Source organism: Burkholderia sp. SIMBA_051 (genome assembly GCF_046534915.1).
GTDB classification, from domain to species: Bacteria; Pseudomonadota; Gammaproteobacteria; order Burkholderiales; family Burkholderiaceae; genus Burkholderia; species Burkholderia ambifaria.
In genome coordinates, this window is sequence record NZ_JAWRXS010000008.1 from 65,875 (window position 1) to 82,721 (window position 16,847).

The window sequence follows — 16,847 nt, forward strand, 5'->3', positions numbered from 1 at the left end:
GGCCCGAGCGTCACACCGCATTGCAAGCACGTGCAGAAACGACCTGCTCAATGCGGCGCGCCCTGCGTGGTGCCGTCCGGGCGGCGCACCGGATCGAAGTCGCGCCACTGGCCGTCCTGCCAGTCGCCTTCGACGCGCTCGATCGATTGCGCGCCGGTCGCGCGCAGCACGTCCTCCGCGGCGGCGGCGGTCGTCGCCGTCACGCGCGCGGCCAGGATCACGCCGGTTTCGGTGTGCGCGAGCGTGCCCTTGCCTTCGGCCTGCTGGCCGCGCATCCGGCCGAGCGCGCCGCCGAAGGCGCCGAGATACGCGCCGGCGAGCGCGCCCGCGGCCGGCACGAACCAGTAGTGCACGCCGATCGCATAGACGATCATCCCGACGACCGCGCCGATCGCCAGCCCGCGCAGCGCGCCGACCATTGCGCCGCGCCCGCCCGGCTTCGCGGCCGTATCGGCATACACGTCGCCGCCGATCGGAAAGCGCGCGTGCTGGCCGCCCGGGTTCAGGAAGAAGATCGACACGTCGTCCGGGCCGAACGCGCGCTCGTACAGGTGGCGCGCCCCACCTTCCGCTTCATCGAACGTCGTGAAGCGGCCTGCGACGATCATCGCCATGCTCATGCTCCTCCTCGTGACGGTGACGGTGACGGTAATGGTGATGGTGATGGTGACGCGCCGTGCACGCGACAGCGCGCACGGCGTGACGCGGCAGCGCTCACATCAGCCGGCCGAGTTCCTTCGAGACCGACGCGGGTGTGCCGTATTCGCGATCGGGGATCTGCCGCAGAATGTCGAGCACGCCCGGATCCGCATTCGAGCGTTCCGCGCACTCGACGATGTCCGACTTGCTGGCCGGATAGTCCATCCCCTTCAGCGCCTTCTGCACGTCGACGGGGCTGGGCGCCTTGCCGTGGCCGGTTTGATGGCCGCCTTTGTCGTGGTCCTGCTGCACCCGCTCGCCTTCGTGCGCGCGCGAGTGGCTGTACTCGTGGCCCGTATGTTGTCGGGATGACATGAAAACCTCCTTCAGATGAAATAACGGAAAGGCGCGATCAGGTCGGCGCGCGGCGCGCGCGCGCCAATGCGGCAACCGCCAGCGCCGCCGCGCCCAGCGCGATCGCGCCGGCGACCTTCGGCCGCTGCACCACCGCGTTGTACGCGCAGCCGCGCAGCACGTGACCCTCCATCCCTTCGCGCTCGTGCAACACGTGGCGCGACTCGTACAGCGCGTTGTCGTCGCGCGGGCGCGCCGGGCGCACCGTGCGCTGGCCGCGCGAGAACAGCGTGGCCGCGACGCGATCGAACAGCCGCGGCGCGTGGTATGCGCTGGCCGACGTAAACTTCGCGGCGCCGCCGACGAACAGCGTGCGGCGCGGATGCGCGGCCGCGAACAGGATCGCGTCGGCGACCAGGTCCGGGTCATAGATCGGCGGCGGCAGCTTCGCCTCGACGTTCATGTAGTTCTTCGCGTGCATCACGAACATCGTGTCGATCGCGGCCGGCTTGATCAGCGTGACGGACACCGGCAGGTGATCCGACTCCAGCTCGAGCCGCAGCGAATCGGTGAAGCCCTTCACCGCGTGCTTCGATGCGGTGTACGCGCTTTGCAGCGGCAGCGGCGCGTCGGATGCCTCGCTGCCCATGTTGATGATCGCGCCGCCGTGGAAATCGTTCTTGCGGCGGAAATGATCCGAAGCGACGAGCGAGCCATGCACGACGCCCCAGTAGTTGGTGTCGAACAGCCGGCGCTGATCCTCGAGCGGCACCGCGGCCGCCGTGCCGAAGATCGACACGCCCGCGTTGTTGACCCACGTGTCGAAGCCGCCGTAGGTATCGGCCGCCTTCGCGGCTGCGCGCTGCAGATCCTCGACATTGCCGACGTCGCCGGCGACCGGCACCGCGAGGCCGCCATGCTGGCGAATTTCCTCGCACAGCGTGTTCAGCGCGTCCTCGTTGCGCGCGAACAGCACCAGCTTCGCCCCGCGCCGTGCCGCCTTGCGCGCGGTGACGAGGCCGATGCCGCTCGTGGCGCCCGTGATCACGATCGTCTGCTCGCCGACCGGTTTGAGCATGCACTTCATCAGTGGACTCCTTTCACGGGGCCGCGGTTATTTCGGGCGGATGGTCAACTGGTCGCGCACGTCCTGCACGCCCTCGATCTGCTTGACGACACTCACCGCCTGCGTGCGCTGCTGTTCGTCCGGCACGCTGCCGGTGAGCATCACGATGCCGTGACGCGTCTTCACGTGGATGTCGCCGGCCGACAGGCCGCTCGTGCCGACCAGCTCGGCCTTGGCCTTGGTCGTGATGGTCGCGTCGCGGATCTTCGCGCCGGTGCTCGTATGCGTCGACGACGACATGGATGACGATGCGCCGTCGTCGCCGGCGGCGAACACGTTCGGCGCGACGGCCGTGCACGCGACGGCCGCGGCGATCGCGACCGCCATGCCGAGGCGCGTCGCCGGACGACGGCGAAAGCGCGGTGCGCGGGCTTGCAGCGGGAATACCTTCATCGTGACCTCCTTTCGTGGGGCCGGCATGGCCGGCGGGTATCGACACGGCGCAAATCGCGTGCCGCGCGCTGTCCGCCGGATGGGCGTGCAACACGCCGATCAGACGCCCTTTCATCCAACGCGTTGTAATTTTTTCGGCGTACCGGCGGGGGGTTTCGCGCGCAAAACCCCGGGCATGCCGATTGCCGAATCGGGACGCAACGGGGCCCGTCGGCGCGGCCCTGACCACCGGAGCAACACCATGCAGAGAATTGCGTTGATCAGTGAACATGCGTCGCCGCTGGGGGGGATCGGCGGGGTGGATGCAGGCGGACAGAACATCTACGTCGCGAACATCGCGAAGCAACTGGCCGAGCGCGGCCTCGACGTGGACGTCTACACGCGTTGCGACAATGCGCACCTGCCGGAAGTCGTGGAGATCGGCCCGCGCATGCGCGTGATCCACGTGCCGGCCGGCCCGCCGGTCGACGTGCCGAAGGAGCGGCTGCTGCCGTACATGGGTGCGTTCGCCGACTACATGATCGCGCGCATGCGGCGCGAAGCCGATCCGGTCGACGTGATGCACGCGAACTTCTTCATGTCGGGCGAGGCCGCGCTGCGCGTGAAGAAGCGCCTCGGCATTCCGCTCGTCACGACCTTCCATGCGCTCGGGCGCGTGCGGCGGCTGCATCAGGGCGCGGCCGACGGCTTTCCCGATGAACGCTTCGCGATCGAGGACACGCTCGCGCGCCGCTCCGACCGGTTGATCGCCGAATGCCCGCAGGATGCGTTGGATCTGACCACGCACTATCACGCGGACGCCGCGCGCATCGAGATCGTGCCGTGCGGGTTCGATGCGCGCGAATTCCGGCCGGTGCCGCGCGCCGACGCGCGCGCGCAACTCGGCTGGCCGCAGCACGCGTTCGTCGTGCTGCAGCTCGGGCGGCTCGTGCCGCGCAAGGGGATCGACACCGTGATCGACGCGCTCGCGCGGATGCCGCGCGACCCGCAGCGGCCGACGCGGCTCTATATCGTCGGCGGCAGCCACGCGACGCCCGATCCGGCCCGCGATCCGGAACTCGCGCGGCTCGCCGCGCTCGCGCACGACACCGGCATCGCGGAGCGCGTGATCTTCGTCGGCCGGCGCGAGCGCGACGTGCTGCACCTGTACTACAGCGCGGCCGACGTGTTCGTGACGACGCCGTGGTACGAGCCGTTCGGCATCACGCCGGTCGAGGCGATGGCCTGCGCGGCGCCGGTGATCGGCAGCGATGTCGGCGGCATCCGCACCACGGTGGACGACGGCGTCACCGGCTACCTGGTGCCGCCGCGCGATCCGGCCGCGCTCGCCCAGCGGCTCGTGCAGCTGCGCGCGCGCCCCGACCTGTGCGACGCGCTCGGCCGCGCCGGCTATCTGCGCGCGCACCGCTTCTATACGTGGCGCGGCGTGGCCGATCGCCTCGTCGACATCTACCGCGGCGTCGCGCATCCGCAGCGCGCCGGCACGGCGGCCAGCAGCCGGCGCACCCCCGTCGCCGCCACGCCGGCCGTCCTCGCGAACCGCAAGGAGAATGCATGATGAAGGGCTACGATCGCAAACGCGTACTCGTTACCGGCGGCGCCGGCTTTCTCGGTTCGCATCTGTGCGAACGCCTCGTGACGTCCGGGCACGACGTGCTGTGCGTCGACAATTTCTATACGGGGACGAAGGACAACATCGCGCACCTGCTCGACGCGCCGAACTTCGAGCTGATGCGCCACGACGTGACGTTTCCGCTGTACGTCGAGGTCGACGAGATCTACAACCTCGCGTGCCCCGCGTCGCCGGTGCACTACCAGCGCGATCCGGTACAGACGACCAAGACCAGCGTGCACGGCGCGATCAACCTGCTCGGCCTCGCGAAGCGCGTGAAGGCGCGCATCCTGCAGGCGTCGACCAGCGAGGTGTACGGCGACCCCGACGTGCACCCGCAGGACGAGCACTACTGCGGCCGCGTGAACCCGATCGGCGTGCGCGCGTGCTACGACGAAGGCAAGCGCTGCGCGGAAACGCTGTTCATGGACTATCACCGGCAGTACGGCGTCGACGTGCGGATCGCACGCATCTTCAATACGTACGGGCCGCGCATGCATCCGGCCGACGGGCGCGTCGTGTCGAACTTCATCACGCAGGCGCTGGCCGGCGAACCGCTGACCGTCTACGGCGACGGCCGGCAGACGCGCTCGTTCTGCTATGTCGACGACATGGTCGACGCGCTGATCCGTCTGATGAACGAGCCCGGCGACGCGTGCGAACCGGTGAACCTCGGCAGCGACGACGAGATCGCGATGATCGATATCGCGCGCGAGGTGGTGAGGATCGTCGGCGCGACGGTCCCGATCGAGTTCCGCCCGCTGCCGTCCGACGATCCGCGCCAGCGGCGGCCCGATCTCGAGGTCGCGCACCGGCGCCTCGGCTGGCGCGCGACGACGCCGCTCGCGACCGGGCTCGCGCATACCGCGCGGTATTTCATCCATCGGCAGGCGATCCATCACGAGCCGGGCGATCTCGTGCGCAGCACGCAGATCGCGTCGCACATGCTCGCGCAGATCAGCACGCAAAACCGGCCGGCGGCGGCGACCTGAGGATCGATACGATGAGTTGAACCGACGTTACCGCTCGCGCTGCCGCGACGGCCGATGCGCACCACGCATCAGCCGTCGCGCTGCGTCACGTCCGCGATCTTGTGCGCCAGTTCGCGCACGTCGACCGGCTTGCACAGAAAGCCGTCGAACCCCGCTTCGAGCGCGCGCCGTTCGTCGGCGGGGCCCGCGTGCGCCGTGACGGCCAGCACGCGCAGGTCGCGCCGCGTCGCGCCGTGCGCACGGCCGTGCCGCAACGCGTCGAGCAGCCAGAAGCCGTCACCGTCGGGCATCGCGAGATCGGACAGCACGACGGTTGGCTGAATATTGGCGACTACCGCGAGCGCTTCGCGGCCCGAGGACGCGATCGACACGGCCGCGCCGAGCGTCGTCAGCGCGGCCGTCAGGCTCGCGCGCGTGGTCGCGTCGTCGTCGACGATGAGGATGCGCTGCGCATCGAGCATCAGCCGCTCGCGCCGGCCATCGGCCTGCGCGATGCCCCACGCCATCGCGCCCGTCGGCTGCCAGCCGGCCGGCAGCGTCACCGTGAAGGTCGCGCCGCGATTGCGGCCCGCGCTTTCGACCCGCACCTGGCCGCCGTGCAGCCCGGCGATGTGGCGCACGATCGACAGGCCGAGCCCGAGCCCGCGCCGCGGCGACGCCGGCGAATCGTCCGCGCGGCGGAACATGTCGAATACATGGGGAATGAACGCGGGCGGAATGCCCTGCCCGGTGTCCGCGACGACCAGCACCGCGTGCGCGTCGTCGCGCGACAGCGTGACCGTCACCGCGCCGCCGCCCGGCGTGAATTTCAGTGCGTTCGATACGAGATTCGCGAGCATCTGCCGCAGGCGTTCCGCGTCGCCCGACACCACGCACGCGCTCGCCGCGCACTCGAACTCGAGCACGATGCCGGCCGACGACGCGGCCGTCTGGAACGCACCGACCGTATCGGAGAAGAGCCGCACCACGTCGACCGGCATCGGATCGATCCGCAGCTTGCCGGTCGCGAGCGACGACGCGTCGAGGATGTCGCCCACCATGCGCGTCAGCGAACGCGCGCTGCGGTCGATCGCATCGATCGCCTGCTGCTCCAGCGCGTCGTCGCGCGTATTGCGCAGCACCTCGATCCAGCCGTAGATCACGTTCAGCGGCGTGCGCAGTTCGTGCGACACGGTCGCGAGCAATTCGTCCTTCAGACGATTCGACGTATCGGCCCGGTCGCGCGCGTCGCGTGCGCCCTGCAGCGAGCGCTGCGTGCGCAGGTCGCGCCGGCGCTGCGCGCCGGTTTCGCGCAGTGTCAGCGACAGCGCGACGCAGCTGCGCGCGTCGCCGCGCACGGGGCCCGCGGACACCGTTGCGCGAAAACGCCGGCCGTCGCGGCGCACGCACAGCAATTCGAGCGGGCCGACCGCTTCGCGCATCGCGTCGAACGAATCGGCGAGCGGATTGCGCCGCAGCCAGCGCATCGCGACCAGCGTTTCGAGCGGGCGTCCGCGCGCGTCGGCTTCGTCATAACCGAAGATCCGCTGCGCGGCCGGATTCCAGCTGACGATGCGGCCCTCGCGGTCGATCCCGACGATCGCGTCCGGCGACGCATCGACCACCGCGCGCTGCAGGCGCGACACCTCCGCCAACGCGCGCTCCGTGCCCGCATCGCGCAGCAACAGCACCGCGCCGTCGAGGTTGCCGTGCGCGTCGACGATCGGCGACGCGGCCTCGACGATCGGCACCGGCGGGCTGCCGTCGGCGCCGTGCAGCCAGTGCCGGTCGGACAGCGCATGCGCACCGGCGAGCGCGCGCTCGAGCGGCGTCGGCTGCACGCGCCGGTCGTCGCGATCGAACACGTGCAGTACGTCGCGCACCGGGCGGCCCGTCGCATCGTCGAGCGCGCCGCCGGCCAGCGCGATCGCCGCCGCGTTCACGTAGGTTATGCGGCCTTGCGCATCGGTCGCGATCACGCCCTCCGGCAACGCCTGCAGCACGGCGTCGAGTTGCCGCCGCGCGGCGGCCTCGCGCCGGTATGCCAGATGGTTCGTGACCCGTGCGTGCCGCAGCCTCGCCGCGATCGCGCACACCAGCACGCCGACCAGCATGAAGATGCCGAGCCGCACGAGGCGGTCGGGCAACGGCCCGGTATACGCGGATGCATCGGACAGGAACAGCGTCCAGACCAGCAGCCCGCTGAGCACGGTCGACAGGATTCCGAACAGGAACGACGTCGCCCATGCGGCGCCGGCGAGCAACGGGTAGTACAGGATCAGCGGCAGGTTCACGCCGCCGAAGCGGATCGCCAGCGTTTGCAGCACGGTCGCGGTCGCGACGAGCATCACGGCGGTTGCGTAATTTCCGGCCTGCGGCCGTGCAATTTCACTCATCGGACACGCTCCTGCCGGAAGCTCGACGGCACCCGGCAACGGGCGAACACACGGGCATGCCGCCTGCTTGTCCGCATGCCCTCCGGCCCGCTCGGCCGCTTACATCGGATACCAGGGAGACTTTGAAAACATGACCGCTCCGACACGCTGGCTCGTCATCTCGCCGCATCTCGACGATGCCGTCTTCAGTTGCGGGCAGTTGCTCGCGCAGGCGCCGGGCTCGGTAGTCGTCACCGTCTTCGCCGGGATTCCCGCGCGCGGATCGGACGCGCCGCCATGGGATCGCCGGGCCGGCTTTCGCACCGCCGACGAAGCTGTGCGCAGCCGCCGCGACGAAGACCGCTGCGCGCTCGCGATGCTCGGCGCGCAGCCGGTATGGCTCGACTTCCTCGACGATCAGTACGGCACGCGGGCCGCGTCGACGGCGATCGCCGCGCGCCTGGCCGACACGATCGACGCGCACCCGGGCTTCGGCGTGCTCGCGCCGGCCGGCCTGTTTCACCGCGATCACATCCAGGTGCAGCAGGCGGTGCTGACGCTGCTGCGCGAGAACAGCCGCTCGGGCGACGCGGCGCGCGTCTGGCGCTTCTACGAGGATGTGCCGTATCGGCGGATCGACGGCTTGATGGCGAAGCGCGTGATCGACTGGCGCGAGCATGGCTGGATCGGCCATCCGGTCGGCCCGCCGGCGGGCAATCGCACCGACGGCGCGGCAGCGAAGGCCGCCGCGGTGGACGCGTATGCGAGCCAGATTGCGCTGTTCGAGCCTCATATGCGCGCCGATCTCCGTGAACCCGAAACGTACTGGCGGCTCGAATGCGACAACGTGTCCGCGTAACGCCGCCGCGCGTCGCGCTGCCGCCGCGCGAAGCGCGCGTGACCGCGGTCGTGCTGACGTACCGGCGCGCGGCGGAACTCGCGCGCACGCTCGCGCGGCTGTCCGACTTGCCGGACCGGCCCGCGATCGTCGTCGTCGACAACGGCTCGGACGACGATACCGCCGCGCTCGTGCGCGACCGCTTCCCGCACGTGGCGCTCGTGCATGCGCCGGCCAATCTCGGTGCGGCCGGCCGCAATCTCGGCGTGGCCGTCGCGCGCACGCGCCACGTCGCGTTCTGCGACGACGACACCTGGTGGGCGCCGGGCTCGCTCGCCGAAGCCGCGAACCTGCTCGATGCGTATCCGCATGTCGCGGCCGTCACCGCACGCGTGCTGGTCGGCCCGGAACAGCGCGAAGACCCGACCTGCCGGCTGATGGCCGACAGCCCGCTGGATGCGAGCGTCGCGCTGCCGGGCCGCCCGATCCTCGGGTTGCTGGCCGGCGCGACCGCATTCCGGCGCGACGCGTTCATGAAGGCCGGCGGCTATCACCCGCGCTACTTCCTCGGCGGTGAGGAAGCGCTGCTCGCGCTCGACCTGTACCGTGCGGGCGCGTGGCTCGTGTATGCACCGCACTTGACGGTCCATCATTACCCTTCGAAGCAGCGCGACGTGCACGCGCGCGCGAGCGTGTCGACCCGCAACGCGGTATGGACCGCATGGCTCCGATGGCCGGCCGGCGCCGCGCTCGCGCATACGCTGCGCATGCTGCCGCGCCTGTGGCGGGAACGCGGCGTCACGCCTGCGCTCGCTGGGCTGCCGTGGATCCTGCGCGAGCGGCATGCGATTCCGCCGGAGGTCGAGCGCATGCGCCGCCGCGTGGACGACGCCGAGCGCCGCCGCACGCGCGCACGCGCATGACCGCAGCGCTCGGCGCATCAGGAGTCCGGCTTTTCCGTTTCGTCTTCCAATTGGGCGAGCCGGTTGTAAATCGTTTTCAGGCTGACGTCGAGCACCTCGGCGGCCTGCGCCTTCACGCCGCCGCATTGTGCGATCGTGCCGAGGATCAGCTTGCGGTCGACTTCCTCGAGCGGCGTGCCGAACGGCACCGTCACGCGATCTTCGTGCGACTCGACCATGCTCGACAGTTCGTCCATGATCGGCGGCGGCAGCGTGTCGATCACGTCGGCGTCGCTGAAGATGCTCGCGCGCTGCACGAAGTTGCGCAGCTCGCGCACGTTGCCGGGCCATGCGTACGACTTCAATGCCTCGCGCGCGGCCGGCGCGAAGCGCAGGTTGCGGCCGCTTTCCTCGTTGTAGCGTTGCAGGAACGCGTCGGCGAGCATCGGGATATCGTCGCCGCGCTCCCTGAGCGACGGCAGCGGGATCGGAAACACGTTGATCCGGTGATACAGGTCGGGCCGCAGCTTGCCGTCCGCCATCGCGGCTTCCGGATCGCGGTTGGTCGCGGCGACGATGCGCACGTCGACGTCGATCTCGCGCGTCGAGCCGAGCCGCGTGAGCCGCCCGGTTTCGAGCACGCGCAGCAGCTTGACCTGCGATTCGACCGGCATCTCGGTGATTTCGTCGAGGAACAGCGTGCCGCCGTCCGCGCGCTCGAAGAAGCCCTTGTGCTGCCGCTCCGCGCCGGTGAAGCTGCCGCGGTCGTGGCCGAACATTTCGCTCTCCACCAGGTTCGCGGCGATCGCGCCGCAGTTCACCGCGAGGAACGGGCCGCGGCGGCGCAGGCTCAGGTCGTGCACGGTTTGCGCGGCGAGCTCCTTGCCGGTGCCTGATTCGCCGGTCAGCAGCACCGACGCTTCGGTACGCGCGACGCGGCCGATCGCGTCATAGACGGCCTGCATCGCGGGCGAGCTGCCGAGCATCCGGCCGAAGCGGCCGAGGCGTTGCAGCTCGGAGCGCAGCTCGGCGATTTCCTCATGCAGCGCGGTGGTGCGCGGCACGCGCGCGAAGATGCTGTTCAGCCGCTGCATGTTGAGCGGCTTCACCAGGTAGTCGGACGCGCCGCGCCGCAATGCGTCGATCGCGGTTTCGAGGCTCGCGTGACCGGTGGTCAGCACCATTTCGCAATGCCCGCGCTTGGGCAATGCGTCGAACAGATCCATTCCGTTGCCGTCCGGCAGCACGAGGTCGCACAGCACCAGATCGGGGGTATTCGTCGAGACGAGCGTGCGCGCTTCTTCGAGCGTCGCGGCCGTGTCGCATGCAAGCTGCTGCGACTGCGCAAGTGCCGCGAGCATCGCGCGCGTGTCGGCGTCGTCTTCGACAATCAGGACATAAGGCATCGAAGCTCCTTGTGATGCGGCCGGCTCGAACATCGGCCGAAACCGCGGCGGGCATGCGATGCGGGGTACGACGCCGGGCATCCGGCAACAGGCAATCCATCGCACCGCATACGAACAAGCAGACAAGTTGTCCTGCCATGACAAACGACTGTTTAGCAGTATAGAAGAGGCGTGTCATGCATTCGCCGCTCATCGAATAAATCTATCCGCCCGCGACGGTCGCATTGCCAGATTCAATCTGCGGTCTCGCGCATAAGAGGTATGCTTTCTACGTGAAAACGGCGGATGCCACGTCATTTTTTCACCTTGTCTCGGCGGCTTCGGTCAAAACTTCCCAATGCGATAACACTCATGTCGAAATCCGACGATGACGGCACGCGGCTGTTCGGCCGTTCGCGAACAATCCAGGACCTGCTGCTGAAAATTTCGCGCGTGGCCGCAACGCGCGTGAGTGTGCTCGTGGTCGGCGAAAGCGGTGCCGGCAAGGACATCGTCGCGCGACTCATCCACGACATGAGCCCGCGCCGGCGCGGCCCGTTCGTGCCCGTCAACTGCGGTGCGATTCCGAAAGACATCGCGGAGTCCCATTTGTTCGGACATGAAAAAGGCAGCTTCACGGGCGCCGTTGCACAACATGTGGGCATGTTCGAAGCCGCGCGCGGCGGCACGCTGTTTCTCGACGAAATCGCGGAAATGCCCGCGGAATTGCAGGTGAAACTGCTGCGCACGCTCGAATCGAACACGATCGTGCGGGTCGGCGGCCACGAAGCGATTCCGCTCGATGTGCGGATCGTCGCGGCCACCCATCACGATCCGGTCGAGGCCGTGCGCAGCGGCCGGCTGCGCGAGGACCTGTTCTACCGGATCGCGACGATCGCGCTGCATGTGCCCGCGCTGCGGCAGCGCGAGGACGACGTCGGCGACATCGCGCTGCAGATCGTCGAGCGGCTGAACGCGCGGCACCGCACGCGCAAGCGCCTGTCGATGCAGGCGATGAAGGCGCTGCGCGCATACACGTGGCCCGGCAACGTGCGCGAGTTGCGCAACGCGCTGGAGCGTGCGTTCATCCTCGCGGACGACCAGATCGAACTCCAGCTGCCACGCCGCCTGCCGCCGCGCGAGGAAGTGCGCCACAACGCGATGACGCTGCATATCGGCACGACGCTCGCGCATACGCAGCAGCGCTTCATCGTCGCGTCGCTGCGTCACTTCAACGGCGACAAGCCGCGCACCGCGAAGGCGCTCGGCATCAGCCTGAAGACGCTGTACAACCGCCTCGCGCTGTTGCCCGAACACGAGCGCAACGCGACGAACGGCACCGCCGCGTCGACGTCGGGCACAAGTAGCAGCGCCACCGGCACGAGCGGCAGCAGCACCAGCAGCGCCGCGAGCGCGCCCTCGCCGGCGAGCCCGTCGAGCGCATAAGCGCGCCCGTTTCAAGGGCTGCATCGCGTCGATCACGGCCCCGCTCACGCTACGACGCAACGTCGCGCAATGCGTTGTCCCAGTCGCGCGCGAAGCGCTCGATGCCGAACCGCTCGCACGCGTCGCGCTTCGCCGCCGCGCCCCACTCGCGCGCGAGTTCCGGATCGCGGATCAGCATGCGCATCGCATCGATCAGCACGTCGGGCCGCGTATCCGCGACACCGTTGGAACCGCTCTTCACGAGCTGCGCCATCTCGGTCGTCGCGAGCGCGACGATCGGCAGCCCGATCATCATCGCCTCGATCACCGCGAGCCCGAGGCTCGTGTAGCGGATCGGATTGAAGAAGAACCGGTAGTGCGACAGGAACTGCGGCAGCGCCGGGTTCGGCACTTCCCCGATGCCGCCGAGGTCGGTCGAGCCCATCCCGACCAGATCGAGCGGCACGCTGTGGCGCACGACCTCGAACAGGTCCGCGCCGAGCCGCCGCCCGCGCCGCGCGAGGTTGTTCACGACCGTCACGCCCTTCGGCAGCGTGCCGCGATACTCGATGCCGTCCGGCAGCAGCACGCCATGCTCGATCACGCGCGTCGGCGTGACGCCGTTGTCCCACATCAGCGCGTTGAACGGCGTCACGTGCACCAGCAACATGTTCGGGTCCTGCACCGGATGCAGCGTGTCGGTCGGATGCTCGCGCGGCGGATCGTGCTCGACGAACAGCGCGGGCAACGCACGCTGCGCGTCGCTCAGCAATCGCAGCCGGTCTTGCTCGTAGTGCCGGTGATGCTGGTACAGCACGCAGTCGAACTCGGTGTCGCGCACGCATTCGACGCTCACCTCGTGCACGTTGTCGCCCCACGGCAGATGCCCGACCCGCCCCGCATAGCCGGGCGGATGCTGCGGCTTCGTCACGAGGTAGAAATCGTGCGGCGCCTGCGACAGGTAATACAGATAGTTGCCATGCACGTGCCAGGTCAGCACGCGCAACCGCTTACGTGACATGACGTCTCTCCTCCGCGAGCAGTTCGCCCGCCCGTACCATCACGTCGTCGACGCCGATCGCGCTCGCGCATTCGTGCCCGTACGGGCAGGTGTCGAACATGCACGGCCGGCAAGCCGGGTAGTTCGCGATCACGCGATGACGGTCGGCATCGAGCGGCGCCCAGCGGGCCGTATCGCTGCCGCACGCGACGACAATGCTCGGCGTGCCGAGCGCCGCCGCGACATGCGACACGCCCGTGTCGTTGCACAGCAGCAGCCGCGCGCGACCGATCAGCGCGGCCAGCGCGCCGAGCGGCGTGCGTCCGCACAGGTTCACGCACGGCCGCCCGAGCTGCTCGGCGAATGCGGCGGCGAGCGCGATTTCCGCGCGCGTGCCGGTCAGCACGATCTGCCAGCCTTCGGACGCGAGCTGCCGCGCGGCGCTCGCGAAACGCTCGACCGGCCAGCGCCGCGACGCCATCCGCGCGCCCGGATGGACGATCACGTAGCGGCCCGGATCGAGCGCGTGTTCTTCGCACAGCACATGCCAGAGCGCGTAGTCGAGGCCGCCGAGCGGGAATTCGAGGTAATCGCCCCAGTCCGGATAGCCGAGCTTGCGCGTGAGCGACAGGCAGTGCGTGACCTCGGGCTCGCCGTCACGCCACGGGACCTGACAGTCGAGCGCCGTCGTGCCGCCGTCGGCCGGCACGAAGCCGGCGGTGCGCGTCGCGCCGAGCGACGCGACGATCGCGTTGGTCTGCACACCGCTGCCGTGCAGCTGGATCGCGAGATCGAAGTCGCGCGCACGGCATTCCGCGACGAACGCCTCGCGCGCGGCTGCGTCGGCTTCCGGCTGCTCACCGAGGCCCGGCGCGCCGGGAAACGCGATGAAGTTGTCGATGTAGTCGGAGAAGCGCGACGCGAATTCGCGCGCCCACGGCAACCCGATCAGCGTGATGCGCGCATCGGGCTCGCCGCGCCGCAGCGCGCGCAGCGCCGGCACCGCGCACAGCATGTCGCCGAGCTGCAGCGCGCGAAATACCGCGATGCGGCTCGGGCCGGACGATGAAGCGGAATCGAACATCATAGGAAGAACACCCGGAAGTGAAGCGCGCCGCGCATGCGCCAGTACAGCGACACGGGCGGAATCGCGATCGACGTGACGATCATCTCGGCGACATGCGACGGCGTGAGCCGCGTGCCGCGCAGCCGCTTCGCGCAGAACGCGGCGGTGATCGCGGCCCACGCGAGCGCGCACGCGATGCCCGCCGTGCGCCAGCCGGCCGCGAAACAGCCGATCGCGCCGAGCGCGAACAGCACGGCCGCGTAGTAGTTCCACGGCGGCATCGGCCGGATATGACGCCGGTAGGTCGCGCGATGCTTCTTGTACAGCAGCGCGTCGAAATACACCTTCGACTGCTGGCCGATGCTCGCGCCCCAGCGCGCGGGGCGCACCGGATGCACGATCCGCGCGGCGTCGACCTCGACGATCGGCCCCGCATGCTCGCGCAGCGCGAACATCAGGTCGGCGTCCTCGCGCCACGCGCGCGTGAAGCGTTCGTCGAAACCGCCGACGCGTTCGAGCGCCGCGCGCCGCACGAAGCAGTTCGCGGTCGCGAACTCCGCGTGCGCGAGGCCGGCGGCATCGCGTTCGTAGTCGGTCGGGCGCGGCCGCAGCGGCACGTCGATGCGCCCGGCCGCCGCGGCCGCCGACGGCTCGGCCAGCAGCGCGGCCGCGCCGTGGCGCAGCCAGGTCGGATCGGGAATCGTGTCGTCGTCGGTGAACGCGATCAGCGCGCCGCGCGCGCTGCGCCAGCCGACGTTGCGTGCTCCGGCCGGCCCCTGCGTATCGGGCGCGGTCATGTAGCGGATCACCGGCACGTCGGCCACGCGCGTGCGACAGGCGTCGACGACGGCCCGCGCGCTGCCGGCCGAGTCGTCGTCGACGACGACGATCTCGTAGGTCGTCGGATCGAACACCTGCACGCACAGCGCGTCGAGGCAGCGCTCGAGCAGGTCGGGCCGCCGGTACGTCGGCACGACGACCGACACGACCGGCGGCAGTTGCGTGGCGCGCATGTTCATCTCGGCTTCTCCAGCAGGAACGAACCGATCACGAGCGCGTCGAGCGGCGACGTCCAGAAGCATTCGATCGCGTCGCGCGGCGAACAGACGATCGGCTCGCCGCGTGTGTTGAACGACGTGTTGACGAGCACCGGCACGCCGGTGAGCGCGTCGAACTCGGACAACAGCGCGTGCAGCAGCGGATGCTGCTGTTCGTCGACGGTCTGCACGCGCGCGGTGCCGTCGATGTGGCGCACTGCCGGAATCTTCGCTTCCGCGCCGGGCGCGACGTCGTATACGAACAGCATGAACGGCGCGCGCAGCGGCGTGCGCCGCCCGCCGATGAACCACTGATGCGCACGGCTTTCGAGCACGACCGGCGCGACCGGCCGGAAGTCCTCGCGATCCTTGATCCGGTTCAGCTTGCGCTGCATGTCCGGATCGATCGGCGACGCGAGGATCGAGCGGGCGCCGAGCGCGCGCGGCCCGAACTCCATGCGGCCCTGGAACCAGCCGATCACGCGGTTCGCCGCGAGCAGCGCGGCCGTCTGCGCGGCGACGTCCGCCAGCCGCCGGTACGGCAGCTGCGCCTCCTTCAGGAACGCCTCGATCGCGTCGTCGCTGTACGACGGTCCGAGATACGCATGGTCCATCCGCCAGTCGCCGCGCCTCCCGCGCATCCGGAAGTCGGTCCACACCGCGGCGCCGAGCGCGGTGCCCGCGTCGCCGGCGGCCGGCTGCACCCACACGTCGTCGAACGGCCCGCGATCGCGGATCTTCGCGTTCATCACGCAGTTCAGCGCCACGCCGCCCGCCATCGCGAGCTGCTTCTCGCCGCTCTCGGCGGCGAGCCAGTCGACCGCCTGCAACACCGTTTCCTCGAGCACCACCTGCAGCGCATGCGCGATGTCGCAGTGATGCGGCTCGATCGGGCCGCCGCGCTCGCGCGGCGCGCCGAACCGCGCGGCGAGATCGGCTTCGACGACCTCGTAGCGGCCTTCGCCGTTGTAGCTCACCAGCTTGCGCATCTCGTCCGCGAGCACCGGCTTGCCGTACGACGCGAGCGCCATCACTTTGTACTCGTCGGACGAATGCAGGAAGCCGAGGTAGCGCGTCACGTGCTCGTACAGCAGGCCGAGCGAGTGCGGCAGGTTGATCTGCCCGAGCCGCCGGTAAGCCTGGCCGTCGAACACGCCGTAGCTCGTCGTCGCGCGCTCGCCGCGCCCGTCCAGCGTCATCACCGCGCAGTGCTCGTACGGCGCCGCGAGAAACGCGCTGGCCTCATGTGCGAGATGATGTTCGATGAAGTGCCAGCGAAACGGGCCGTCGTGCGCGACGCCGCGAAAGCGCCGCTGCAGATGATGCGGCGCGCCGCCCGCGAGCTGGCGCGGCGCGTTCACGATCGACGACAGGAACAGCGGATGCCACGGCGACGCGCCGTCGGCACGCGGCGCGTGCGCGGACGGCGCCAGCGGCAGCGTCAGCTCGGGCGTGTTGCCGTGCCGATCGAGTTCGAGCCACGGATCGTACGAATACGCGACATGGTCGACCTCGGCCAGCGTGATGTCGGCTTCCGCGAGACAGTAGTCGATCGCGTGATACGGCAGCTCCCACGTCGAAAACGGCACCGGCCGCTTCGCGTGCTTCACGTGCGTGAAGCGTTCCTCCTCGGCCGCGGCGAGCACGACGCCGTCGCGCACGAGGCACGCGGCGCTGTCGTGGAAGGCGGCGTTGATGCCGAGCGTGTAAGTGGAGTCGGGCAT

Annotated in this window: 15 protein-coding genes; 5 read left to right on the top strand and 10 right to left on the bottom strand. The window is 69.6% G+C overall.

Annotated elements, in window-relative coordinates; translation table 11 throughout:
- Positions 1-47: 47 nt before the first annotated feature.
- From SB771_RS20615 to SB771_RS20630, 4 genes are all read right to left on the bottom strand, one after another.
- Positions 48-614 (bottom strand): hypothetical protein, encoded by a 567-nt coding sequence (locus tag SB771_RS20615; protein WP_012372689.1) that lies wholly within the window; start codon positions 612-614, stop codon positions 48-50.
- 100 nt (positions 615-714) lie between these two features.
- Complete coding sequence (locus tag SB771_RS20620) at positions 715-1,014, bottom strand: DUF2795 domain-containing protein (protein ID WP_175661198.1); 300 nt, start codon at positions 1,012-1,014, stop codon at positions 715-717.
- A 37-nt stretch (positions 1,015-1,051) separates the two neighbouring features.
- On the bottom strand, positions 1,052-2,080 hold the full coding sequence (locus SB771_RS20625) for an SDR family oxidoreductase (protein WP_175661197.1): 1,029 nt from the start codon (positions 2,078-2,080) through the stop codon (positions 1,052-1,054).
- A 27-nt stretch (positions 2,081-2,107) separates the two neighbouring features.
- Positions 2,108-2,512 carry a BON domain-containing protein gene (locus tag SB771_RS20630; protein ID WP_011660541.1) on the bottom strand — a complete coding sequence of 135 codons (405 nt, stop codon included), beginning with the start codon at positions 2,510-2,512 and terminating at the stop codon, positions 2,108-2,110.
- 241 nt (positions 2,513-2,753) lie between these two features.
- Between SB771_RS20630 and SB771_RS20635 the strand changes: the two genes are divergently transcribed.
- Together SB771_RS20635 and SB771_RS20640 are read left to right on the top strand one after the other, a co-directional pair.
- Complete coding sequence (locus SB771_RS20635; protein ID WP_175661196.1) at positions 2,754-4,070, top strand: glycosyltransferase family 4 protein; 1,317 nt, start codon at positions 2,754-2,756, stop codon at positions 4,068-4,070.
- Positions 4,070-5,116, top strand: a complete 1,047-nt coding sequence (locus tag SB771_RS20640; protein WP_126224951.1) for a UDP-glucuronic acid decarboxylase family protein — start codon at positions 4,070-4,072, stop codon at positions 5,114-5,116. The genes SB771_RS20635 and SB771_RS20640 overlap by 1 nt, the downstream gene beginning before the upstream one ends.
- A 68-nt stretch (positions 5,117-5,184) precedes the next feature.
- Here SB771_RS20640 and SB771_RS20645 read toward each other — a convergent pair whose 3' ends face one another.
- A complete protein-coding gene (locus tag SB771_RS20645; protein ID WP_175661195.1) occupies positions 5,185-7,491 on the bottom strand; it encodes an ATP-binding protein in 2,307 nt (768 codons plus the stop codon).
- A gap of 130 nt (positions 7,492-7,621) precedes the next feature.
- Here SB771_RS20645 and SB771_RS20650 point away from each other — a divergent pair, with 130 nt between their 5' ends.
- Both SB771_RS20650 and SB771_RS20655 read left to right on the top strand, forming a co-directional pair.
- Entirely contained in the window at positions 7,622-8,329 is a 708-nt protein-coding gene (locus SB771_RS20650) for a PIG-L deacetylase family protein (protein ID WP_175661194.1), read from the top strand.
- Positions 8,308-9,231, top strand: a complete 924-nt coding sequence (locus SB771_RS20655; RefSeq protein WP_175661193.1) for a glycosyltransferase family 2 protein — start codon at positions 8,308-8,310, stop codon at positions 9,229-9,231. Before SB771_RS20650 ends, SB771_RS20655 begins: the two co-directional genes overlap by 22 nt.
- Before the next feature lie 17 nt (positions 9,232-9,248).
- Here the strand turns inward: SB771_RS20655 and SB771_RS20660 are convergent, their stop codons facing one another.
- Positions 9,249-10,616 (bottom strand): sigma-54-dependent transcriptional regulator, encoded by a 1,368-nt coding sequence (locus SB771_RS20660; protein ID WP_011660547.1) that lies wholly within the window; start codon positions 10,614-10,616, stop codon positions 9,249-9,251.
- A 351-nt stretch (positions 10,617-10,967) separates the two neighbouring features.
- Here SB771_RS20660 and SB771_RS20665 point away from each other — a divergent pair, with 351 nt between their 5' ends.
- Positions 10,968-12,041 carry a sigma-54 interaction domain-containing protein gene (locus tag SB771_RS20665; RefSeq protein ID WP_175661289.1) on the top strand — a complete coding sequence of 358 codons (1,074 nt, stop codon included), beginning with the start codon at positions 10,968-10,970 and terminating at the stop codon, positions 12,039-12,041.
- A gap of 49 nt (positions 12,042-12,090) precedes the next feature.
- Here SB771_RS20665 and SB771_RS20670 read toward each other — a convergent pair whose 3' ends face one another.
- The 4 genes from SB771_RS20670 to SB771_RS20685 are packed head-to-tail and all read right to left on the bottom strand — an operon-like array spanning position 12,091 to position 16,847.
- A complete protein-coding gene (locus SB771_RS20670) occupies positions 12,091-13,041 on the bottom strand; it encodes a glycosyltransferase (protein WP_012372698.1) in 951 nt (316 codons plus the stop codon).
- Entirely contained in the window at positions 13,031-14,107 is a 1,077-nt protein-coding gene (locus tag SB771_RS20675; RefSeq protein ID WP_175661192.1) for a glycosyltransferase family 9 protein, read from the bottom strand. Before SB771_RS20675 ends, SB771_RS20670 begins: the two co-directional genes overlap by 11 nt.
- Positions 14,104-15,105 (bottom strand): glycosyltransferase family 2 protein, encoded by a 1,002-nt coding sequence (locus tag SB771_RS20680; RefSeq protein ID WP_175661191.1) that lies wholly within the window; start codon positions 15,103-15,105, stop codon positions 14,104-14,106. Before SB771_RS20680 ends, SB771_RS20675 begins: the two co-directional genes overlap by 4 nt.
- Positions 15,102-16,847: a carbamoyltransferase gene (locus tag SB771_RS20685; protein ID WP_175661190.1), complete on the bottom strand. Its 1,746-nt coding sequence runs from the start codon at positions 16,845-16,847 to the stop codon at positions 15,102-15,104. The genes SB771_RS20680 and SB771_RS20685 overlap by 4 nt, the downstream gene beginning before the upstream one ends.

What these genes read in the sequence shown, in the direction of transcription:
- SB771_RS20615 (WP_012372689.1), bottom strand. Translation starts at nt 614, where the DNA reads ATGGCGATGATCGTCGCAGGCCGCTTCACGACGTTCGATGAAGCGGAA.
- SB771_RS20620 (WP_175661198.1), bottom strand. Translation starts at nt 1,014, where the DNA reads ATGTCATCCCGACAACATACGGGCCACGAGTACAGCCACTCGCGCGCG.
- SB771_RS20625 (WP_175661197.1), bottom strand. Translation starts at nt 2,080, where the DNA reads ATGAAGTGCATGCTCAAACCGGTCGGCGAGCAGACGATCGTGATCACG.
- SB771_RS20630 (WP_011660541.1), bottom strand. Translation starts at nt 2,512, where the DNA reads ATGAAGGTATTCCCGCTGCAAGCCCGCGCACCGCGCTTTCGCCGTCGT.
- SB771_RS20635 (WP_175661196.1), top strand. Translation starts at nt 2,754, where the DNA reads ATGCAGAGAATTGCGTTGATCAGTGAACATGCGTCGCCGCTGGGGGGG.
- SB771_RS20640 (WP_126224951.1), top strand. Translation starts at nt 4,070, where the DNA reads ATGAAGGGCTACGATCGCAAACGCGTACTCGTTACCGGCGGCGCCGGC.
- SB771_RS20645 (WP_175661195.1), bottom strand. Translation starts at nt 7,491, where the DNA reads ATGAGTGAAATTGCACGGCCGCAGGCCGGAAATTACGCAACCGCCGTG.
- SB771_RS20650 (WP_175661194.1), top strand. Translation starts at nt 7,622, where the DNA reads ATGACCGCTCCGACACGCTGGCTCGTCATCTCGCCGCATCTCGACGAT.
- SB771_RS20655 (WP_175661193.1), top strand. Translation starts at nt 8,308, where the DNA reads ATGCGACAACGTGTCCGCGTAACGCCGCCGCGCGTCGCGCTGCCGCCG.
- SB771_RS20660 (WP_011660547.1), bottom strand. Translation starts at nt 10,616, where the DNA reads ATGCCTTATGTCCTGATTGTCGAAGACGACGCCGACACGCGCGCGATG.
- SB771_RS20665 (WP_175661289.1), top strand. Translation starts at nt 10,968, where the DNA reads ATGTCGAAATCCGACGATGACGGCACGCGGCTGTTCGGCCGTTCGCGA.
- SB771_RS20670 (WP_012372698.1), bottom strand. Translation starts at nt 13,041, where the DNA reads ATGTCACGTAAGCGGTTGCGCGTGCTGACCTGGCACGTGCATGGCAAC.
- SB771_RS20675 (WP_175661192.1), bottom strand. Translation starts at nt 14,107, where the DNA reads ATGATGTTCGATTCCGCTTCATCGTCCGGCCCGAGCCGCATCGCGGTA.
- SB771_RS20680 (WP_175661191.1), bottom strand. Translation starts at nt 15,105, where the DNA reads ATGAACATGCGCGCCACGCAACTGCCGCCGGTCGTGTCGGTCGTCGTG.
- SB771_RS20685 (WP_175661190.1), bottom strand. Translation starts at nt 16,847, where the DNA reads ATGCCCGACTCCACTTACACGCTCGGCATCAACGCCGCCTTCCACGAC.